Genomic DNA, 17,125 nt, shown 5'->3' with positions numbered 1-17,125 from the left:
GAATGCCTCACTGGACGCTCCGCGTCCGCTTTTTTTGGACTCAGCGGTTCACGGCCACTGGCTTGCAAAGCGCTGCCCGCTTGCTCAACTGCTCGAACACCGACGGATACGCCGGCCGCTCCACATACCGTCCGGCCCCTCGCTCGGCGCGCAGGTCACCATCGGCCCACACCAGCTTGCCCTGGCTGATGGTGTGGCTGGGCACGCCGCGCACGGTCTTGCCTTCGAAGATGTTGAAGTCCACCTGCTGATGGTGGGTCTTGGCGGAAATGGTCCGCGTGCCCTCGGGGTCCCATAGCACCAGGTCGGCATCGGCGCCCACGCGTATCGCGCCTTTACGGGGGTAGAGGTTGAAAATCTTCGCGGTGTTAGTGGAGGTCAGCGCGACAAATTCTTGCATCGATAGACGCCCGGTATTGACCCCTTCGTGCCACAGCAGCGCCATGCGGTCTTCAATGCCGGCGGTGCCGTTGGGGATCTTGCTGAAGTCGTCACGCCCGGCGGCTTTTTGCTCGGCGCAGAAACAGCAGTGGTCGGTGGCGGTGGTGTGCAGGTTGCCCGCTTGCAGGCCGTGCCACAGCGCCTCTTGATGCCCGCGTGGGCGGAATGGCGGGCTCATTACATAGCCGGCGGCGGTCTGCCAGTCGGGGTGCTGGTACACACTGTCATCGAGCAACAGGTGGCCGGCGAGCACTTCACCGTACACCGCCTGGCCTTTGCCTCGGGCATAGGTGATTTCATCCAGGGCTTCCTTCGTCGACACATGCACCAGGTACAGCGGCGTGCCGATGGTCTCGGCAATCCGGATGGCACGGCTGGCCGCTTCGCCTTCCACCTGGGAGGGGCGCGACAGCGGATGGGCTTCCGGCCCGGTGATGCCCTGGGCCATCAGTTTGCGTTGCAGGTGATACACCAGCTCGCCATTTTCGGCATGCACGGTGGGCACGGCGCCGAGTTCCAGGCAGCGTTCGAAACTGGCGACCAAGGTGTCATCGGCCGCCATGATCGCGTTCTTGTAGGCCATGAAATGCTTGAAGCTGTTGATGCCGTGATGGCTGACCAACTCGGCCATTTCCTCACGTACCTGCTCACTCCACCAGGTGATCGCTACGTGAAACCCGTAGTCGGCGGCGGACTTTTCGGCCCAGCCGCGCCACTGGTGGAAAGCTTCCATCAGCGATTGCTGCGGGTTGGGAATCACGAAGTCGATGATCGACGTGGTACCACCGGCCAAGCCTGCCGCCGTACCACTGAAAAAGTCTTCACTGGCCACCGTGCCCATGAAGGGCAGTTGCATATGGGTATGGGGGTCGATGCCGCCCGGCATCAAGTATTGGCCGCTGCCATCGAGTATTTCAGTGCCTGCGGGAATATCCAGATTCGTGCCAATGGCGCGAATTAGACCCTCCGCACATAACACATCGGCGCGGTAACTTTCATCATGGGTAATAACGGTGGCGCCACGGATCAACAGCGACATGTCGAGTTCCTCACAGGCTTGACCGGCTTGTGCCAGTTCTAAGTGTTGTAATACTGCGCACCGAGGGTCGGTTAATTCCTGTCATCGGTGACAGGAATAGAAACTAGCCCGAGTTTTTCGAATGAGCAAGCAGATTTTTCGCAAACTTTTGTGTGTTTCATCTTGTTGATATTTATAAGAAAAATCCTATTTTCACCAAAATGAAGCATGCCCACCCTGTTTTGACGCACTTGACAGGTTCTTGATCTGATCAATATTTCTTATTGCAAATCAGGCGCTTGAGATATGCCGCTTGACGCCGTCGATAAATAAAAATAATTGTGATGCACCAGATTGAGACCTGAAGGTTCTGGCAACTTGCGTATTGTTTAGCCTGACGCATGCGGCAAGTACCGCAGGTTCAATTGGAAAGCTGATAAACATCAGCACGTTATATAAGCGGTGCGGGTTCAGAGACGGTTGTCGGCACGGTTATTGAGTGCACGGGCAGTTGGCCGGAACCCTGGATGTCATGTTGTCGATGCGGTACTCCGGCCACCTGAACCTAGCGTGCAGGTGAGCAACAATAATTTTAAAAAACCGTGGAGCGGCCATGCAACAGAACAGATCGCAAGTCATCGAGCGCAACGGCCTGTACGAACTCGACGCCGGCCCCGACGTCCTCGACAGCCCTCGCTACAACCACGACATGGCACCCACCAAAGTGCACGAGCGCACCTGGAACAAATGGCACATCACGGCGCTATGGGTCGGCATGTCGATCTGCGTGCCCACCTACACCCTGGGCGGGGTGCTCACGGCGTATTTCGGGCTGTCGGTGGGGGAGGCGCTGGTAGCGATCCTGCTGGCCAATATCGTGGTGTTGATCCCGCTGACCCTCAACGCGTTTCCCGGCACCAAGTACGGCATTCCGTTTCCGGTGCTGTTGCGTTCGTCCTTTGGCATCCTCGGCTCCAACGTACCGTGCCTGATCCGCGCGCTGGTGGCCTGCGGCTGGTTTGGTATCCAGACGATGTTCGGCGGGCTGGCGATCCACCTGTTCCTGGGCTCGATTTTCGACGGCTGGAAAGCCCTCGGCGGTACCGGAGAGGTGATCGGTTTCATGCTGTTCTGGTGCTTGAATCTGTGGGTGGTGCTGCGTGGCGCCGAGTCGATCAAGCGCCTGGAAACCTTGTCGGCGCCGTTGTTGGTGGCGGTGGGGGTTGGGCTGCTGGTATGGGCGATGCCCAACGTGTCCCTCAGCGAGTTGATGGCGATCCCACCCAAGCGCCCCGAAGGCGCCAGCCTCACCGGTTACTTCATGGCGGGGCTCACGGCGATGGTGGGTTTCTGGGCCACATTGTCATTGAACATTCCGGATTTCAGCCGCTACGCCAAGAGCCAGAAAGACCAGATTCTGGGGCAGATTTTCGGCTTGCCGCTGACCATGTTCCTGTTCGCCGCCCTCGGCGTGGTGATGACCGCCGCCTCGGTGAAACTGGTGGGGGTGAGCGTCTCCGACCCGGTGAGCCTGATCGGGCATATCCAGAGCCCGGTGTGGGTGGCCATCGCCATGGCGCTGATCATCGTCGCAACCTTGTCCACCAACACCGCGGCGAACATCGTCTCGCCCACCAACGACTTCCAGAACATTGCGCCCAAGCTGATCAACCGCACCACGGCGGTGATCCTCACCGGCCTGGTAGGGCTGGCGCTGATGGCCCATGAATTGCTGAAAAAACTCGGGCTGATCGTCTCGGACGTGAGTCTTGAAACCGTGTATTCCAATTGGCTGCTGGGCTATTCAAGCCTACTGGGGCCGATTGCCGGGATCATGGTGGTGGACTATTTCATCACCCGCAGACAGCAGTTGGACCTGGCCGGCCTGTACCGCGATGACGTGTACCCGGCCTGGAACTGGAGCGGCTTTGTCGCCTTTGGCGTACCGGTGGTGCTGACGCTGCTGTCGCTGGGCAGCGATGCGTTCAGCTGGTTCTACAGCTACGGCTGGTTCACCGGCTCGGCGTTGGGCGGGGTGTTGTATTACGGCTTGAACGCCAAGCGCGGGGCGAGCCCGATCACCGCCAAGGCGCCGTTGTAAACCACGGTCGAGGTGGGAGCTGGCTTGCCTGCGATAGCGGACTATCAGTTAAAGCCGTGTCGTCTGACACACCGCCATCGCAGGCAAGCCAGCTCCCACAGTTGACCGCGTCAATTCATAAGAACCTGTAGCCTGAGGAGACCCCCCCATGAACGCTGCCCTCGACGTTCTGCAATCGCCCCATCAGCACATCAATCGCGACCGTCTGTGGCAGTCGCTGATGGACCTGGCCAAGCTCGGCGCCACGCCCAAGGGCGGTGTGTGTCGCCTGGCCCTCACCGACCTCGACCGCAAGGCTCGCGACCTCTTCGTGCAGTGGTGTGAAGCGGCGGGTTGCACCGTGACCATCGACGGCATCGGCAATATCTTTGCGCGCCGCCCCGGTCGCAATCCCGACCTGCCACCGGTGATGACCGGCAGCCATATCGACACCCAGCCCACCGGCGGTAAGTTCGACGGTTGCTTCGGCGTGCTGGCCGGTGTGGAAGTGCTGCGCACCCTCAACGACCTCAAGGTGGAAACCGAGGCGCCGCTGGAAGTGGTGGTGTGGACCAACGAAGAAGGCTCGCGCTTCCCGCCGTGCATGATGGGCTCAGGGGTGTTTGCCGAGAAGTTCAGCCTGGCCGATACCCTGGCCAAGGTCGATACGGACGGCGTCAGCGTGGAGGAGGCGTTGAACGCGATTGGCTATGCGGGAACGCGGCCGGTCAGCGGGCATAAGGTCGGCGCGTATTTCGAGGCCCATATCGAACAAGGGCCGATTCTGGAGGATGAACACAAAACCATCGGCGTGGTGCTCGGCGCCCTCGGGCAAAAGTGGTTTGACCTGAAGCTGCGCGGTGTTGAGGCCCATGCCGGCCCTACACCCATGCACTTGCGCAAGGACGCCCTGGTCGGCGCGGCAGCGGTGGTGGCCGCCGTGAACGCGGCGGCGTTGGCGCACCAGCCCCATGCATGCGGCACGGTGGGGTGCCTGCAAGCGTATCCGGGATCGCGCAACGTGATTCCCGGTGAAGTGCGCATGACTCTGGATTTTCGTCATCTTGAACCGGCGCGGCTGGATTCGATGATTGCCCAGGTGCGTCAGGTGATCGAAGACACCTGCGCCAAACATGGCTTGAGTTTCGACATGCAGCCTACGGCGGACTTCCCGCCGCTGTACTTCGACAAAAGCTGCGTGGAGGCAGTGCGCAATGCCGCCAATGGCTTGGGCTTGTCGAACCTGGACATCGTCAGCGGGGCAGGGCACGACGCGATCTTCGTCGCTGAGCTTGGCCCGGCGGGGATGATCTTTGTGCCGTGTGAAGGCGGCATCAGCCATAACGAAATCGAAAATGCCGCGCCGGATGATCTGGCGGCGGGGTGTGCGGTGTTGTTGCGGGCGATGGTGGCCGCTTCAGCGGCCATCGCCAGCGGCCAGCTCGCGGCCTGATCGTTCCCACGCTCCGCGTGGGAATGCACCCTGTGACGCTCCGCGTCACGATTTTAGAGGCAGACGCAGAGCGTCCTGAGCGGCGTTCCCACGCAGAGCGTGGGAACGATCAGTGGGTATTAACCCGGCTGCCAGCCGCCGCCCAGTGCGGTCAACAGCCCTACGCTCGCCTGCAACTGCCGGGTCTGCACCGCCTGCAACGTTCTCTGTGCCTGCAACGCGGCGGTTTGGGCGGTGACCACATCCAGATAGCTCACTGCCCCGGCCTGATAGCTGTTCATCGCCAAGGCCTGGGTATGTTGCGCCGCCTCTGCCGCCGCTTGCTCGTCCTCGGCTTGCTGCTGCAGATCCCGCAGTTGCGCGAGGTTATCTTCCACCTCGCGCACGGCTTTCAATACGTGGCTACGGTACTGTGCCGCGGCCTCCTCGAACTCGGCCTTGGCCTGGCGCTCGTTGGCGCTCAAGCGCCCGCCGTCGAAGATCGGCAGGTTCATCAGCGGCCCCAGTGCCCAATACCGGTTGCCGGCGGACAGCAGGTTGCCAACACCTTGGGTCTGCCCGCCCAGCACACCGGTCAAACTGAAATCCGGAAACCACGCTGCCTTGGCCACGCCGATCGTTGCGTTGGCCGCAAACACGCGACGTTCAGCTGCGGCAATGTCCGGACGACGCTGCAGCAGGTGGCTGGGCAACTGCGCCGGAATGCCTGGCAACGCCATTAACTGCGAGCTGGGCGGCAGTGAAAACTCACTGGCCGTCACGCCCACCAATTCGCCGATGGCATGTTCGGCGAGGTTGCGCTGGCCACGCACTTCGTCCAGCTGCGCCTTGGCTTCGGCCAGTTGGTTCTGCGCGCGGGTCAGGTCCAATTCCGAGGCAATCTGGCCTTCATAACGGCTGCGGGTCAGTTGCAGCGCCTGGCTGAAGTCTTGCAACGAAGTGCTCAGGATTCGGCGCTGCGCATCCAGCCCATTGAGCTGTACATACAGGCTCGCCAACTGCTGTTGGAGGCTCAAGCGCACCACCGCCAAATCATCAAAGGACGCTTGTGCCTGGGCATCGCCCGCGGCGACCTGGTTGCGGATTCTGCCCCACAGGTCGAGGTCGTATCCCAGGGAGAACCCAGCGGTATTGCTGTTGTACACCGACGGCTGTGTAGTACCGCGTAACGGTCGTGAATCCGATTGACGCTGGCGCAGCGGTTGCACGCTGGCGGTGATTTGCGGGAAAAGGCCCGCGTGCAGTTGACTGGCATAGGCCTGGGACGCATCGAAGTGCGCCAGCGCCGCGGCCAGGTCCGGGTTGGCCTTGAGCAGTTGCTGCTGCAGCGCGTTCAGGCGCGAATCGTTGTAGAGCTGCCACCACTGGGGCGCCAGTTGGTCTGACGGTTGCGCGCTGTGCCAGGGGCCTTCGCTGGTTTGTTCGCGGTAGTGGGCGGGCAGGTCAATCGACGGCACCGTATAGGTGGGCGCCATCGAGCAACCCTGCAACGCCAGCACCATCAGTGCCGCCAGCGACTTAAGCCTTGGGCGCATGCGCACCTCCCGAGGCGGCGGCCAGTTGCACTGGGTCGCCTTCGCGCAGGGCGTCGGGCGGGTTGTCGATGATGTGGTCAGCAGGCTTCAGGCCTTGGTCGATCACCAAGCGCTCGCCGAGGTCCAGGCCAATATGAATGTCTTGCAGGTGCACATGATTGCGCCCGTCCAGCACCGCAACCTGGGTGCCCTGGGCGCGGAAGATCAAGGCGCTGGCCGGGATGCTTACGCCATGGGTGTCAGCCGGAATCGGTAGGGTGACTTCGGCGTAGTCGCCCGGCAGCAGTTCGCCGTTGGGGTTGTCGGCGACGAACTGGGCCAGCAGGGTGCCGGAGCGGCGGTCGATGGCGGTGGAGTCACCGATCAGGCGTGCCTTGAAATGCTCGCCGGGGTGCTCGGGGACGGTCAGTTCGACCTCAAGGCCCGCATGAATGACCGCTGCATAGTTCTGCGGCACCGGCACGTACAAGCGCAATTGGTGGGTGTCGGCAATGTTGAACAGTTCTGGATCGCTGGCGTTATCGGCTTTGATCAACTGGCCGATGTCCGTGTTGCGGGCGGTGATGGTGCCGGCGAACGGCGCGCGCAGGGTCTTGTAGCTTTCCAGGGCGCACAGTCGCGCATAGTCTGCTGCAGCGGCTTCGGTGTTGGCCTTGGCGGCTGCGGCGTTGGAGGTTTTCTCATCGGCGTCCTGGCGCGATACCGAATGGCTGGCCAGCAGGTTTTGCCAGCGGGTCGCCGTGGTGGCTGCCAGGCGTGCATTGGCTTGTTGCTGGATCAGGCGCGCATGGGCCTGGGCCAGTTGTTGGTCGAGGTCGGGGCTGTCGATTTCGGCGAGGATTTGCCCGGTCTTGACCTGGGTCCCGATGTCGACTTTCCAGTCCTTCAAGTAGCCGCTCACCCGCGCATGGATAGCCGCCTTGCTCCACGCCTCCAGGTGGGCGGGCAGGCGCAGGGTGTCACCGCCGGCGTTTGGCTTGGGTTGGAACACCATCACCTGGGGGACGGCGGCGGCTTCGGTCCAGGCAGTGACCGATTGCTCGTGCAGCGTACGCGCGTGCAGGCCGCTGGCGACCAGCAAGGCAGCCAACGTCAGGCCACCGACACCCAGGAGCATCAGGCGCTTGCGCGAGGGTTTTTGATCAGGCGACATGGGGCGTTTCTCCAGCAGTTGCGCGAGTAGGATGACGACCGTGGACCAGGCTGAAGACCACGGGAACAAACAACAAAGTGGCGATGGTGGCGAAGACCAGGCCACCGATGACCGCCCGGCCGAGCGGGGCGTTCTGCTCCTCGGAAATCGCCAGGGGCAACATGCCAATGATCATTGCCAGGGCGGTCATGCACACCGGGCGAAAGCGTGTGTAGCCGGCTTCCAGCGCGGCTTTCAACGCATCGCCGTGTTCGGCCAGGCGCTCACGGCAGAAGCTCACCACCAGGATCGAGTTGGCGGTCGCCACACCCATGCACAAGATGGCCCCGGTGAGTGCTGGCACCGACAACGAGGTGCCACTGAGGAACAGCATCCACACGATGCCCGCCAATGCTGCCGGCAACGCCGTGATGATCACAAAGGGGTCAGCCCACGACTGGAAGTTGACCACGATCAGCAAGTAGATCAGCACCACCGCGCCGAGCAGTCCGAAGCTCAAACCACTGAACGCCTCATGCAGCGCATCGATCTGCCCGTGCAGGCTGATGGTCGCGCCTTTGGGGCGCATGGACGCCGTGTCATCCAGCACCTTTTGCACATCGCGGGCCACACCGCCGAGGTCGCGACCTTGCACGTTGGCGTACAGGTCCAGGGTCGGTTCGATGTTGTAGTGGGTCACCACGGCCGGGCTTTGTACCCGGGAAATAGTTGCCACGCCGCCGAGGATTTGCGCCTGGCCATTGGCACCGGTCACCGGCAGCGCTTCCAGGGACGGCAGGCTGTCGAGACGGTATTGCGGGGTGGCAGCGACGATGGAATAAGACACGCCATTGGCCGGGTTGAGCCAGAAGGTCGGCGCGGTTTGCGAGCTGCCGGCGAGGGAGGCGACCATGCTGTTGGTAACATCACGCTCGGTAATGCCCAGGCCGTTAGCGCGCATGCGGTCCACGTTTACTTGCAGCGAGGGGTAGCCGGTGGACTGCTGGATGCGCAGGTCGGCAATCCCCGGTACATGCTGCAAGCGCCGTTCAAGCTCGACGGCATAAGCGCGGTTTTCTGCGTCATTGCGCCCGGAGATTTTGACGTCCAGCGGGGCGGGGGCGCCGAAGTTGAGGATCTGGCTGCTGATGTCGGCGGGCAGGAACGCAAAGTGGCTGCCGGGGAAACTTTGCGGCAGGGCTTCGCGCAGTTTTTTCACATAGTCGGCGGTGGGCGCGTGGTGCGTTTTCAAGCTGACTTGAATATCGCCATCCTGCGGGCCGATGGTACCGCTGCTGCTGTAGGCCATGTCGATGCCGCTGAGCGGAATGCCAATATTATCGACGATGGTGTCCAGCTCTTCGGCGGGGATGACCTCGCGGATCCGCGCTTCGATGCGGTCGAACGCCGCGGCGCTTTCCTCGATGCGCGTGCCCAGTGGCAAGCGCACATGCAGGGCCAAGGCACCCGCATCGGTGGCCGGGAAAAAGTCCTGGCCCAGGCTCGGCAACAACAGGAACGACGCGAGTACGCAGGCCAGGAACCCGACAATGAAGCGCTTGCGTGCGCCCAGTGCCAGCGTCAGCAGGCCATGGTAGGTGTCGCGGACATTGGAAAAATGCCGCTCGAATCCCTGTTGAAAATTCAGCACCGATTGCAGCAACGCATTGCGTGGTTTCGGGTGTTGTTCACCCTCGTGGTGATTGATGAATGCATCTTCCGGATGATGCCCCGCGCCTGGCTCCGGCCTATGCGGTTTGAGCAAAAACATCGCCAGTGTCGGCACCAGGGTGCGCGAGAGAATGAACGAACTGGCCATGGCAAAGATCACCGCCAGCGCCATTGGCCGGAACAGGTAACCGGCGATGCCTTGCAGCAAAAACATCGGCACGAACACGATGCAGATGCACAACAGCGAGACGAACGCCGGGCCGACGATTTGCGCGGCGCCGTCGAGAATCGCGGCCTTCACCGCCTTGCCTTGCTCCAGGTGCCAGTTGATGTTTTCGATGGTCACCGTGGCGTCGTCCACCAGGATGCCCACCGCCAACGCCAGCCCGCCCAACGTCATGACGTTGAGGGTTTGCCCACTGACAGCCAATAGCGCAATGGCCGAGAGCACCGCCAGGGGAATCGACGCGGCGATGATCAAGGTCGAGCGCCAACTGCCGAGAAACAGCAGGATCATCGCACTGGTGAGCAGTGCAGCAATGATGCCTTCCTGGGCCACGCTGCCCACCGACTGCTTGACGAACGCCGAGGCATCGCCCAGCAGCGAGGTTTTCAGCGACGGCGGCAGGGTTTCGTTGATGCGCGGCAGCATCTGCCGGATACCGTCGATGATCGACAGGGTGGAGATGCTGCCGTTTTTCAGCGCCGGCATCAGCACGGCGCGATGGCCGTCGACCCGCACGATATTGGTTTGCGGCGGTGAACCGTCGCGCACGTGGGCCACTTGGCCGATGGTGATCAGCGCCCCGTCAACCGTCTTGATCGGCAGATCGTTGAGTTCATCGATGGCCTTGGGGCTGTTATTGAGCAGGATCGTGTATTCGTTGAGGCCCAGCTTGGCGGTGCCCACCGGGATGATCTGGTTCTGCAGCGCCAGGGCATTGCCCACATCCTGGGCCGACAAGCCTTTGGCGGCCAGCGCCTGAGGGTCGAGGTCGAGGGTGATCTGCCGTTGCTTGCCGCCCATCGGTGTAGGCATGGCCAGGCCAGGCAGGGCGCTCAAGGGCAGGCGGATATTGTTCTGCACCAAGTCGCGAATTTTGGCTTCCGACAGGCTGGGGCTGGAAAACGCCATTTGCAGGATCGGCACCGTGGAGGCGCTGTAGTTGAGGATCAGCGGCGGGGTGATGCCCGGTGGCATTTGCTTGAGCACAGTCTGTGACACCGCCGTGACCTGGGCGTTGGCGGTACGGATATCGACGCCAGGCTGGAAGAAGATCTTGACGATGCCCATGCCGGGCAGCGATTGCGACTCGATATGTTCGATGTCGTTGACGGTGGTGCTCAGGGAGCGTTCGTAGGTGTAGATCACCCGGCCGGCCATGGCGTCCGGGGACAGGCCGTTGTACTGCCAGACCACGGCGACCACGGGAATGCCGATATCGGGAAAAACATCCGTGGGCGTGCGCAGGGCCGCCATCGGCCCGATGATGCAGAGGAATATAGCCAGCACGATGAAGGTGTACGGCTTGTGCAGTGCGGTCTTTACCAGCCCGAGCATGCGTGAGTCTCCGAGAAGAGCAGGATTGCAAACCCCGGCAGTCTTGACCGACCCACCTAACACGCACCTTTCAGCCAGGTGAAGGAAGTTTTAGTCAAGGGCTGAAGATACTTTCATAGGGATTCATTTGTTCCAGGAAGGGCGGCTGATCAAGCTTGTCAGCCATCGGATACGCCCTTTTTACATCTGCCCTTTGGAGCGCTGTCATGTCACTCAAACCGCTGTTGTTAGTTCCCGTCCTTGGCTTTGTCTGTTTGTTGTCGGCGTGCGCCGGCCCGATCCCCAAGGCGGACCCCAGCCAAGCCTGGATCGGCTTGCAGGAAGAAGCGCCGAATGACCTGATGGCCGAGCGTGTCGATGGCAAGCGTGTGGACGATGGGCGCTATTTTGAAGTGACCCCGGGGGACCATCGCCTGGACGTGACTTTATTTGAAGACGAGCCGGGTGATGACAACCAGCAGGACTGCCAGGGCCGCATCGAGTACAAGCACTTCAAGGCAGGTGAGCACTACACCCTGGTGGAGTCGAGCCTGGGCACCACGGTGCGTGCGTCCCTTGAGGACGGCCACGGCAAGGAAATTGCCGCCACCCAGGACTTCAATTGCATGCCTGGCTAGGCGTGATGCGCCGTCGTCTTGCGTGGCTCGGCGGGTTCAGCAGGTTTGACGTGGGGATGATGATGCCGGCGCGTCACGCGCATGACCCCCCACAGCATGGCGGCGGCGACGGCCAGCCAACCACAGATCAACAGGAAAATCGTTGTCGCAAGGCTCATTCGGGCCTCCTTTCGCCCACTTGGGGCACACACAGTCTTCTCAATGGACAGTCTAGCCAGCCGGCGGTTGCCTGCTATTGACCAATGGTCGAGTCCGTCCAACTTGTTTGCTCTATCGTCACCGCTTTATTGCACGCGTCGGCTATAGATATCTTGCGCCGCCCCCTGTAGGAGCGAGCTTGCTCGCGAAAAACGTCAACGATGACGCAGGCTTCCTGAATAAACGCGGCGCCTGTAAGTTTTTCGCGAGCAAGCTCGCTCCTACGGGATAGAGAAAGCGCGATTGGGCTATGATCGGGGCCTTTACCGGCAGTTGATCAAGAGAGTGAAAAAATTGCGCTTACGGTCGAACCTTAAAACTTCCTTGCTACTGGCCGTTGCCCTTGGGTTGGCGGCCTGTTCCAGCAACACTCCATCGAAACTGCCTGGCTTGCCCGAGCGCGTCGAACTCAATGGCGTGCCGACCTTTCGCAGTGAGGCTTATCAGAGCGGTCCTACGGCACTTGCCAGCATGCTGTCGCAACAAGGCATTGTCATGACACCGGGTTTGCTTGATAAGCCGCTGCGCCTGCCCGGCGCCGAGGCGGGCCTTGAGCGCAACATGCAGGTGCTGGCGCGTGAGTACGGGCTGATGGTGTACCCATTGGAGGCCAAGCTGACCGCCGTGCTGGCGCAGGTGGCGGCGGGTTACCCGGTGATGGCGCGGATCAACGCCAGCTATTGGTCCGGGGCGCGTTATGTCGTGGTGGTGGGGTTCAACCAGCAGAAGAGTACGGTGCTGTTGCGCTCAGGCAATGAGCGCCGCTTGAGCATGAGCTTCAGCGACTTTGAGTCGGCGTGGAAGGGCGCGGGCCATTGGGCCATCCTGACCCAGCGCCCGAGCCAGTTGCCGGCCAACGTGGATGCGCAGCGCTGGCGCGATGCGGCCAATGCCACGGCCCAGGCGGGGCAGGAGCAAGCGGCGGCCCAAGCGCTCAAGGTGTTGGCAGAGAAGAAGTGAAACTCAAATGTGGGAGCGGGCTTGCTCGCGAAGGCGCAGTGTCAGTCGCTGAATGCTTAGGCTGACCCACCGCATTCGCGAGCAAGCCCGCTCCCACACTAAAATCGCTGTTTATCGACGTACTTCCGTAGCAGTCGCTCGATTCTTGAGGTTTTTATCGGCCTTGTAACGCAGCGCCACATCCGGCACTGCGCCGCCTTTGCCGGTCTCGACCCAGCTACGAATACGGCTGGCATCGGCAAAATGGGTGAACTTGCCAAAGGCATCCAGGATCACCAGCGACACCGGGCGATTGCCCATGCTCGTCACCAGCACCAGGCAGTGGCCGGCCTGGTTGGTGAAGCCGGTCTTGGTCAGCTTGATATCCCAGTTGGCGCGGTTGATCAGGTGGTCGGTGTTGGAGAAGCCCAAGGTGTAGTTGGGCTTGCGGAACGACACGGTCTTTTCCTTGGTGGTGCTCAGCTGGCTCAGCATCGGGAATTTACGCGCATAGGCCAGCAGCTTGCTCAGGTCGCGGGCGGTCGACACGTTATGGATCGACAGGCCGGTGGGCTCCACGTAGTGGGTGCTGGTCATGCCCAAGGACTTGGCCTTGGCGTTCATCGCCGCGATAAAGGCTGCGTAACCGCCAGGATAATGGTGGGCCAGGCTCGCAGCGGCGCGGTTTTCCGAAGACATCAGCGCGATCAGCAGCATTTCCTTGCGCGGCATCTGGCTACCGATCTTCACCCGGGAGAACACGCCTTTCATCTCGGGCGTGTCGGTGATGTTGATGTCGATGTACTCGTCCATATTCTGCTTGGCTTCGAGGACGATCAGGCCGGTCATCAGCTTGCTCACCGAAGCGATAGGTACCACCACGTCGGGGTTGCTGGAATAAATGACTTTATTGGTCTGCAAATCGACCAGCATGGCGCTGCCGGAGGCGATCTGCAGCTTGGAGGCGTCACGCGGGGCCAGGGTGGTTTCGGCGGCGTGGGCGAAGGTACCTGCCAAAGCAAAAAACAGGCTGACAATAGAAAGACGAATTTTCACGCGGATGAACTCGCTAAAAAGTAAGGAAATGCCGTTGTGAAACGGATCTTGTGACAAATGACGTTACATTTTAGGAGTATGGATCAGAAAGCGATAGAGAGCCTTTAAATAAAGGCTGTAAGCCGATGATTGGTCGGGCTTGTAGCGATTTTTACCTACTGCTTTGATATTTTTTCCCGAGTGTCCTCATCGATAAGATGTCGAAGTTGCTCAAACAGAGGGTTGGCATCTGTGTACTTCTTGCCGTAAGCCAGATTGAACTCGTAATTGAAGTCCGGTGGGTTCTTGCCCTGATTGTGCTGGAGCAGCGTTTCCAGCTTGTCCAGCGCCTTGACGGCTTTTGCCTCCGCAGACTGTGCGTGCTCATAGTCATCCCAGAGCGCCAATATCTCAGCTTTCAGCGGTTCATCCAGCGCAGAGGTCAGAAGCAGAAGATCGTTTCTCTCTTGCTCGCCCTTGTTGGGAAACGCCGCCTGGCTGACGGCTGGAATGTCTCCGCTGATGGCCTCACCCAGATCGTGAATGACGCACATCTTGAGGATCTTCAGCATGTCTAGTTCGGCCAGTTGGTCCTCGAAAACAATAGCCATCAGGCAAAGACGCCAACTGTGTTCCGCCGTGCTTTCCGTGCGCCCGGAAGAGGTGTGTGCACTTCTGAGAACGTCCTTGAGTTTTTCCGTTTCGCGCAGGAATTCGAGGCGCCCTTTGATTTTGTCGATGTTCATGAAGTTCTCTGTCTCCGGTGGCGAAGGCTATGCTATTGGAGTCAGATTAAGCCCGGGTAGGCTGTGCGTCCACGCATACAATATGCATAGCGCAGGGCAGTCAAAGCGTCTCCACCAAACGCGCCGATGTACCGTCTGAAAGAGGAATGCGCGTCCACCGACAGGCGCTCTGGCTGATAGGCACAACAAGTGAGTCATTGTGGCCGGTGACGAACTCGATCGCCGGTGGCGCACTGACTTCCCTCCACCCGGATTCATCCAGGGAGAGCTCCTTGCTGATGATTTCCGGTGTCGCAAAGCGCCATAGCGAACGCCCCAGCAATTCGCTGACGGGGCTTGCGAACTGGGCTGCGCGGGCAGGGGAGCAAGCCAGCAGACGATGGGTCAGGTCGCACATGAGATGAACGGGTCGTGAGCTTTCCCTGACCAGGCGGGCCAAGGCTTGATCGGCGGCCGCATCAAGGCGGGCGGCGAGCAATTGCTCAAGCTGTTGGTGCGCGCAGGGGTCGATTGCCTGTACGCCGCTTTCCCAGCGCGAAATAGTGGATTGGGTGACGTTGAACAACTGCGCAGCGTGGGCTTGTTTGACTCGGTGCAACAAGCGCCACCGCCTGAGCGCGATACCAGGCAAGGCTGGCTTTGGGAAGATGCCAGGCATTTCGAATCCGGAAGAGTGGCGGCTTTTGGCTAGTTTGTTTAATGCACTAACAGCCTGCAACAAGGGTTTTTCACGGGCATTAAAAAGCCCTGCGATAAAGCAGGGCTTTTTCATCATGCCTGGTTATCAGCCGTGTAGGGTTTCTGCGGCATACAGCGTATTTTCCAACAGGCACGCCCGGGTCATCGGCCCGACACCGCCTGGAACCGGCGTGATCCAGCCAGCGCGGGGCAGGGCGGTTTCATACACCACGTCGCCCACCAACTTTCCGTCTTCCTGGCGGTTGATGCCCACGTCGATGACGATAGCGCCTTCCTTGATCCACTCACCCTTGACCAGGCCTGGCTTGCCGGCGGCGACTACCACCAGGTCAGCGCGGCCGACGTGGCCGGCCAGGTCCTTGGTGAAGCGGTGGGTGACGGTCACGGTGCAGCCGGCCAGCAGCAGCTCCATGGCCATCGGGCGACCGACGATGTTCGATGCGCCCACCACCACAGCGTCAAGGCCATACAGGTCGACACCGGTGCTTTCCAGCAGCGTCATGATGCCTTTGGGGGTGCATGGGCGCAGCAGGGGAATGCGTTGGGCCAGGCGGCCGACGTTATAAGGGTGGAAACCGTCGACGTCTTTGTCCGGGCGGATGCGCTCCAGGAGCTTGGAGGCGTCCAGGTGCTCGGGCAGTGGAAGTTGCAGCAGGATGCCGTCCATGTTCGGGTCATCGTTGAGGCTGTCAATCAGGTCGGTCAGGGCCTGTTGAGTGGTGTCCGAAGGCAAGTCATAGGCCTTGGAAATAAAGCCGACCTCTTCACAGTCTTTACGCTTGTGCGAGACATAAACCTGAGAGGCAGGATCGCTGCCGACCAGGATCACCGCGAGGCCAGGCGTGCGCAGGCCTTGCTGGCTGCGCTCGGTGACTCGTTTGGCGATCTGCTGGCGCAGGCTGGCGGCGATTGATTTGCCGTCGATAAGTTGTGCAGTCATTACGCGTGATTAACCATCGAGAGGGGGAAGAAAAGTGCGCGCATTCTCGCATGCCAAGGCGCGAGGGCAAAGGCGCTTGGTCTGCAAATTGCCCTAACCCCTTAAATAAAATCAGTTTTTTTCAAAAAAGATTTGACGGGTTTCCGGGGCATCTATACTATTCGTCGCACTTGTCGGGCACAGCCTAGCACTGGTTAAGAAGGTCGAGCAGAATAGTTGTACTGCAAGGCTGGAAGCACTTAGTTTGTAATCCTCCAAGAGTACAGATTAATAAGGCGCCCGTAGCTCAGCTGGATAGAGCATCCGCCTTCTAAGCGGATGGTCGCAGGTTCGAGTCCTGCCGGGTGCGCCATTAGGCAGCTTTGGCACAAGTAGCGCTATATGGTGGGCGTAGCTCAGTTGGTAGAGCACGGGATTGTGACTCCCGTTGTCGAGGGTTCGATCCCCTTCGTCCACCCCATATTCTGAAAAGGCGCCAGATTTAACAGTCTGGCGCCTTTGCTTTAAGAGCTTTAAGCGCGGATGTGGTGGAATTGGTAGACACACTGGATTTAGGTTCCAGCGCCGCGAGGCGTAAGAGTTCGAGTCTCTTCATCCGCACCAATTAAAGCTTTTCCCGGTCGTCAGGCGGGGCAGGGCTCAACAAAGAAGTGGTTTGGTTTCTTTGTTAACGCAATATGGTGGGCGTAGCTCAGTTGGTAGAGCACGGGATTGTGACTCCCGTTGTCGAGGGTTCGATCCCCTTCGTCCACCCCATATTCGAAAGGCGCCAGATTTAACAGTCTGGCGCCTTTTTTGGTTTTGGCGGTTTGAGATTGGGTGGTCGCAGGTGCTGGGCTGCCCCGGCAGGGCGTGTCGTCGTATTTGTGTATCTCGATGATGCCGCGTTGCTTGCTCGCTCTGTTCGCAGGGCGGGCCGTCAGGGAGATGGATGCGTGTTCCTTCTATATATAGAGAGGGGCGGCGCAGAGCCCTGGCGCAATTTGGCTGTATTTGTCACCGGGGCGAGGTACTTCAGTGCTTTCGTACCGATAAATTGCCGGCTGTTTTCCGCTGTGTT

General features: G+C 60.4%; 13 protein-coding genes and 4 tRNA genes. 8 read left to right on the top strand and 9 right to left on the bottom strand.

Annotated features, from left to right (window positions below):
• Window positions 1-40 precede the first annotated feature (40 nt).
• On the bottom strand, window positions 41-1,480 hold the full coding sequence (hydA, locus tag BMH52_RS17115; protein ID WP_019818077.1) for a dihydropyrimidinase: 1,440 nt from the start codon (window positions 1,478-1,480) through the stop codon (window positions 41-43).
• A gap of 592 nt (window positions 1,481-2,072) precedes the next feature.
• On the opposite strand from hydA, the gene BMH52_RS17110 reads away from it, so the two are divergent.
• Window positions 2,073-3,560, top strand: a complete 1,488-nt coding sequence (locus tag BMH52_RS17110) for an NCS1 family nucleobase:cation symporter-1 (RefSeq protein ID WP_073844425.1) — start codon at window positions 2,073-2,075, stop codon at window positions 3,558-3,560.
• A 148-nt stretch (window positions 3,561-3,708) separates the two neighbouring features.
• Window positions 3,709-4,992, top strand: coding sequence for a Zn-dependent hydrolase (locus BMH52_RS17105; RefSeq protein ID WP_073844423.1), 1,284 nt, complete (start codon window positions 3,709-3,711; stop codon window positions 4,990-4,992).
• A gap of 119 nt (window positions 4,993-5,111) precedes the next feature.
• Here the strand turns inward: BMH52_RS17105 and BMH52_RS17100 are convergent, their stop codons facing one another.
• From BMH52_RS17100 to BMH52_RS17090, 3 genes are read right to left on the bottom strand one after another with little or no spacing between them, the layout of a single operon-like run.
• The gene (locus BMH52_RS17100) at window positions 5,112-6,527 is read right to left on the bottom strand and encodes an efflux transporter outer membrane subunit (RefSeq protein WP_072433872.1); all 1,416 of its coding nucleotides are present in this window, start codon (window positions 6,525-6,527) and stop codon (window positions 5,112-5,114) included.
• The gene (locus BMH52_RS17095) at window positions 6,511-7,680 is read right to left on the bottom strand and encodes an efflux RND transporter periplasmic adaptor subunit (protein WP_072433873.1); all 1,170 of its coding nucleotides are present in this window, start codon (window positions 7,678-7,680) and stop codon (window positions 6,511-6,513) included. Before BMH52_RS17095 ends, BMH52_RS17100 begins: the two co-directional genes overlap by 17 nt.
• Complete coding sequence (locus BMH52_RS17090; RefSeq protein WP_072433875.1) at window positions 7,670-10,891, bottom strand: efflux RND transporter permease subunit; 3,222 nt, start codon at window positions 10,889-10,891, stop codon at window positions 7,670-7,672. The genes BMH52_RS17095 and BMH52_RS17090 overlap by 11 nt, the downstream gene beginning before the upstream one ends.
• Window positions 10,892-11,097: 206 nt before the next feature.
• Between BMH52_RS17090 and BMH52_RS17085 the strand changes: the two genes are divergently transcribed.
• The gene (locus BMH52_RS17085) at window positions 11,098-11,508 is read left to right on the top strand and encodes a hypothetical protein (RefSeq protein WP_003192269.1); all 411 of its coding nucleotides are present in this window, start codon (window positions 11,098-11,100) and stop codon (window positions 11,506-11,508) included.
• Here the strand turns inward: BMH52_RS17085 and BMH52_RS29300 are convergent.
• Window positions 11,505-11,666, bottom strand: a complete 162-nt coding sequence (locus tag BMH52_RS29300) for a hypothetical protein (RefSeq protein ID WP_003192266.1) — start codon at window positions 11,664-11,666, stop codon at window positions 11,505-11,507. The genes BMH52_RS17085 and BMH52_RS29300 overlap by 4 nt on opposite strands.
• Before the next feature lie 334 nt (window positions 11,667-12,000).
• Here BMH52_RS29300 and BMH52_RS17080 point away from each other — a divergent pair, with 334 nt between their 5' ends.
• Window positions 12,001-12,666, top strand: coding sequence for a peptidase C39 family protein (locus tag BMH52_RS17080; RefSeq protein WP_034134471.1), 666 nt, complete (start codon window positions 12,001-12,003; stop codon window positions 12,664-12,666).
• Window positions 12,667-12,777: 111 nt separating this feature from the next.
• Here the strand turns inward: BMH52_RS17080 and pbpG are convergent, their stop codons facing one another.
• From pbpG to folD, 4 genes are all read right to left on the bottom strand, one after another.
• Window positions 12,778-13,701 (bottom strand): D-alanyl-D-alanine endopeptidase, encoded by a 924-nt coding sequence (gene pbpG / locus BMH52_RS17075; protein WP_072434112.1) that lies wholly within the window; start codon window positions 13,699-13,701, stop codon window positions 12,778-12,780.
• Window positions 13,702-13,856: 155 nt separating this feature from the next.
• Entirely contained in the window at window positions 13,857-14,426 is a 570-nt protein-coding gene (locus tag BMH52_RS17070; RefSeq protein ID WP_072433876.1) for an HD domain-containing protein, read from the bottom strand.
• A gap of 100 nt (window positions 14,427-14,526) precedes the next feature.
• On the bottom strand, window positions 14,527-15,084 hold the full coding sequence (locus tag BMH52_RS17065) for a helix-turn-helix transcriptional regulator (RefSeq protein WP_072433877.1): 558 nt from the start codon (window positions 15,082-15,084) through the stop codon (window positions 14,527-14,529).
• A 126-nt stretch (window positions 15,085-15,210) separates the two neighbouring features.
• Window positions 15,211-16,065, bottom strand: coding sequence for a bifunctional methylenetetrahydrofolate dehydrogenase/methenyltetrahydrofolate cyclohydrolase FolD (gene folD, locus BMH52_RS17060; RefSeq protein WP_014718989.1), 855 nt, complete (start codon window positions 16,063-16,065; stop codon window positions 15,211-15,213).
• A gap of 275 nt (window positions 16,066-16,340) precedes the next feature.
• On the opposite strand from folD, the gene BMH52_RS17055 reads away from it, so the two are divergent.
• From BMH52_RS17055 to BMH52_RS17040, 4 genes are all read left to right on the top strand, one after another.
• Window positions 16,341-16,417: transfer RNA gene (locus BMH52_RS17055), tRNA-Arg, on the top strand.
• A gap of 32 nt (window positions 16,418-16,449) precedes the next feature.
• Window positions 16,450-16,525 (top strand) — tRNA-His (locus tag BMH52_RS17050).
• Between the two features lie 58 nt (window positions 16,526-16,583).
• Window positions 16,584-16,668, top strand: a tRNA-Leu gene (locus BMH52_RS17045).
• Between the two features lie 77 nt (window positions 16,669-16,745).
• Window positions 16,746-16,821 (top strand) — tRNA-His (locus BMH52_RS17040).
• Window positions 16,822-17,125: the final 304 nt, after the last annotated feature.

The sequence above is a fragment of the Pseudomonas sp. BTN1 genome, assembly GCF_001907715.1.
Taxonomy (GTDB): domain Bacteria; phylum Pseudomonadota; class Gammaproteobacteria; order Pseudomonadales; family Pseudomonadaceae; genus Aquipseudomonas; species Aquipseudomonas paracarnis.
Note: the sequence above shows the minus strand (reverse complement) of the source record. Positions and strands in the feature narration are given on the sequence as shown.

What these genes read in the sequence shown, in the direction of transcription:
- hydA (WP_019818077.1), bottom strand. Translation starts at nt 1,480, where the DNA reads ATGTCGCTGTTGATCCGTGGCGCCACCGTTATTACCCATGATGAAAGT.
- BMH52_RS17110 (WP_073844425.1), top strand. Translation starts at nt 2,073, where the DNA reads ATGCAACAGAACAGATCGCAAGTCATCGAGCGCAACGGCCTGTACGAA.
- BMH52_RS17105 (WP_073844423.1), top strand. Translation starts at nt 3,709, where the DNA reads ATGAACGCTGCCCTCGACGTTCTGCAATCGCCCCATCAGCACATCAAT.
- BMH52_RS17100 (WP_072433872.1), bottom strand. Translation starts at nt 6,527, where the DNA reads ATGCGCCCAAGGCTTAAGTCGCTGGCGGCACTGATGGTGCTGGCGTTG.
- BMH52_RS17095 (WP_072433873.1), bottom strand. Translation starts at nt 7,680, where the DNA reads ATGTCGCCTGATCAAAAACCCTCGCGCAAGCGCCTGATGCTCCTGGGT.
- BMH52_RS17090 (WP_072433875.1), bottom strand. Translation starts at nt 10,891, where the DNA reads ATGCTCGGGCTGGTAAAGACCGCACTGCACAAGCCGTACACCTTCATC.
- BMH52_RS17085 (WP_003192269.1), top strand. Translation starts at nt 11,098, where the DNA reads ATGTCACTCAAACCGCTGTTGTTAGTTCCCGTCCTTGGCTTTGTCTGT.
- BMH52_RS29300 (WP_003192266.1), bottom strand. Translation starts at nt 11,666, where the DNA reads ATGAGCCTTGCGACAACGATTTTCCTGTTGATCTGTGGTTGGCTGGCC.
- BMH52_RS17070 (WP_072433876.1), bottom strand. Translation starts at nt 14,426, where the DNA reads ATGAACATCGACAAAATCAAAGGGCGCCTCGAATTCCTGCGCGAAACG.
- BMH52_RS17065 (WP_072433877.1), bottom strand. Translation starts at nt 15,084, where the DNA reads ATGCCTGGCATCTTCCCAAAGCCAGCCTTGCCTGGTATCGCGCTCAGG.
- folD (WP_014718989.1), bottom strand. Translation starts at nt 16,065, where the DNA reads ATGACTGCACAACTTATCGACGGCAAATCAATCGCCGCCAGCCTGCGC.